At 38.7% G+C, this 3326-nt stretch carries 2 protein-coding genes; both read right to left on the bottom strand.

From position 1 onward, the window contains the following. Positions 1-405 precede the first annotated feature (405 nt). Entirely contained in the window at positions 406-1842 is a 1437-nt protein-coding gene (locus IQ228_RS23490) for an FAD-binding domain-containing protein (RefSeq protein ID WP_193964624.1), read from the bottom strand. Positions 1843-1987: 145 nt separating this feature from the next. Further along, positions 1988-3262, bottom strand: a complete 1275-nt coding sequence (locus tag IQ228_RS23495) for a dihydroorotase (protein ID WP_193964625.1) — start codon at positions 3260-3262, stop codon at positions 1988-1990. Between the last annotated feature and the right edge of the window lie 64 nt (positions 3263-3326).

The following is a 3326-nucleotide window of genomic DNA, read 5'->3' on the forward strand; positions in this document are numbered from 1 at the left end:
TGGCAAACGGCATCAGGCGGGGAACCGTACATCTAAGGTAATACCTGAAAAGCGGATATTATTCGAGCAGTTGTGTTTGCAATTATTCGATTAAGAATCCCCGTGTCTTTAGACCGGGGAGTGTCAATTTAGCAAATTGGTTATTGGTTATTGGTTATTGGTCATTGGTTATTGGTTATTGGTTATTAGGAATAGGAAACAGGAAACAAATAGATATGGTTCTTCGGTTATTTTTATGGAAAACCTGGTTCAAAATCATTGAAAGCCCTATTGTGTAGGCATTTCATTGAAAATATGGAAATAATTGTTTATAACCCTTATCCCGTAAGGGTTTTGTTATCACCAATCCTCAATCACCATAAAAGAGACCGCTATGCTTACCTTATCTTACCCGCCGCCGCCGCTTTAGACAATAGTCTTTTGTTGTTGATATAATTGCTTAAACAAAGCTTGCTGTTGTTTATGATCAACAATTGGCTGGGGATAATTTGTTCCATAAAAATCTAACGGGGGAATTTTCCCAGTTACCAAGTATTCTGGAGATACATAACGCAATTCAGGTATCCACTGACGAATATATTCTGCTTCGGCATCAAATTTTTGGGTTTGACTGGCAGGGTTAAAAATCCGTAATGGCTGAGGGTCCATACCACTAGAAGCGCTCCATTGCCAGCCTCCATTATTAGCAGATAAATCACCATCAATGAGTTTCTGCATAAAATATTTTTCTCCCCATTGGGGGTTAATAATTAGATCTTTAGTCAAAAAACTGGCAACAATCATTCTACATCTGTTGTGCATCCAGCCAGTTTCATTTAATTGACGCATGGCGGCATCTACTATAGGATAGCCTGTTTTTCCTTCACACCAAGCTTGAAAATACTTTTCGTTATTTTGCCAAGGGAAAGTTTTAAAAGTGTCTCTATATGCACCCTTAGCTAATTCTGGAAAATGGTACATAGCGTGTTGATAAAATTCCCGCCATGCTAATTCCTTTTGCCATGTTTGGATACTGGCATTTACTTCTTCACTGTTACTATTTTCTAGTGCTTCTATCGTAGTTTGCCAAATAGTTCTAATACCAATGACACCAAACTTCAAAGCGGCACTTAATTGAGATGTACCATCAATTGCGGGGAAATTCCGCTGTTCTTGGTATTCATTAATAGCAGATTTGGCAAAATTATCTAATTTTTCTTGCGCTGCTAATTCTCCGGGAGAAATTATTAATTGTGCATCCCAAATAAAACCTAAATCTGCGGCAGAAGGTAAATTAATATTTCCTGTGAGTTGAGAAATTTCTTGTTCTTCCGCTGTTAAATTTTCCAGATTTGCTAAAGTTTTAACTGGTTTAGCTTTAGATTTAGTAATCCAATTTTTCCAGAAAGGAGTATAAACAGTATAGGGAGTTTTTGCACCGCTAAAAATTTCTGTTGGTGAATGCAATAACTGATCCCAATTGTCGTTAAGAAATTCAATTCCTTGAGTTTTTAAAGCTTCAACTACTGCTAAATCTCGTGTTTGGGAATAGGGTTCAACATCCCAATTCCAAAATACGGCTTTTGCTTTTAATGCTGTTGCTAATTTGGGAATTGCAATCACAGGATCATTTTGCAAAATTAATAATTGACTACCTGCTTGCTGATATCTTTCTTGGAGAGATTGCAAACAGCCAATCATATATTCTACCCTAACGGGGGCAATATCATCACTTTGGAGAATTTGGGGATCTAGACAAAATACACCTACAATCTTCGCACTTTTTTCTCTAGCCGCAGCTAGTCCTGTATGATCAGAAATGCGTAAATCTCGACGATGCCAAAACAGAATTAAATCAGACATTGAGTATTAATATAGTTCTGATGTACTAAAATAGATTATACCAATTTTATATGAAACTGCTCAGAATAATTATCATCCGTATTTATCTGCGTTTATCCGCGTTCATCTGCGTTCAATTATTCTTAAAATCTTAATTCACGCAGCTTCACTTTAAATTAGTATCACACCAAACTTGCACAACCCGACCTGTAACTTCCTGACCAAACCAAGGAGTATTATAGGCAAGTGTCTGGAGATTTGCCTTGTTTATATGCCAAGTTTGTAACGGATTAAATAAAGTTAATTCGGCTATTTCCCCGGCTTGAATGGCTTTAACTTCTTGTTGCAAGCAAGCTGCTGGTTGATGACTCAAAACGCGCCATAATTCTGAAGCTGTAAATTCTCCAGTGGTGACGAGATTTTGCCAAAGTAGGGGTAATGCTAATTCTAAACCAATTGCCCCCGGTGGTGATTCCCCAAAGGCTTGAACTTTTTCTTCATAAGTATAAGGTGCGTGATCAATAGCGATCGCATCTATAATCCCAGTTCGCACAGCATCCCGTAAGCATAACATATCTTTGTGGTTTCCCAAGGGCGGATCTAAATGTAAAGATGTGTGATAGCTTCTAATAGCTGTTGTATCTAATAAAACGTGCATCCAGGTGGTACTAGCGGTAATGGGCAGACCTTGAGCTTTAGCTTTAGCAATTAATTCTACACTACGAGCAGTAGAAACACGCATAATATGAACTGGTGTACCAATATCCGCGACTAATTCTAATAATGCGGCAATTGCCGTTGTTTCCGCACTAACTGGAATGGGAGATAAGCCTATTCGCAAGGCTTCCGCACCGTCTCTGATTTTACCATTAGCTGCCAAATGGCGATCGCAAGGCCAAAAAGCCACAGGTTTACCAAAGGGTTGAAGATACTCCAAAACCCGTCTGACTATCCCCAAATTGTCCCAAGGTTTAGCATCAGTAAAACCCACAACCCCTGCTGCGGCTAAATCTGCTACCTCTGTTAATTGTTTACCTGCTAGATCTAAGGTAATTGCTCCCCAGATATGTAAATGGGGAGAAGCTTTTGCTCTATCTCTATGTTGCTGCAACTGTGCCACTAAAGCAGGTTTATCAATGGGTGGTGATGTATCTGGCAAAACACCCACTCTAGTAAAACCACCCGCTTTAGCAGCTTGTAAGAAAGAACTTAAAGTTTCCCGTTCTTCAAATCCAGGTTCGCCTGAATGACTATATAAATCAACTAATCCAGTGCCAAGAATTAAACCTTGACAATCACGAATAGAAGTATCGGCACTAAAATCTGTAATTTGCGGAGCGACAGCTTGGATATAACCATCAATAATTAATACATCTCCTACGGTATCAGTTTTCTGAACAGGATCAATTACTCTTACTTGTTTTAATAGTTCTTTAGTCATTGGTCATTAGTCATTAGTCATTGGTCATTGGAAAAATTCTTTCTCACTCCCTACTCCCCTACCC

The sequence above is a fragment of the Dolichospermum sp. LEGE 00246 genome (assembly GCF_015207865.1).
Lineage (GTDB): Bacteria > Cyanobacteriota > Cyanobacteriia > Cyanobacteriales > Nostocaceae > Dolichospermum > Dolichospermum heterosporum.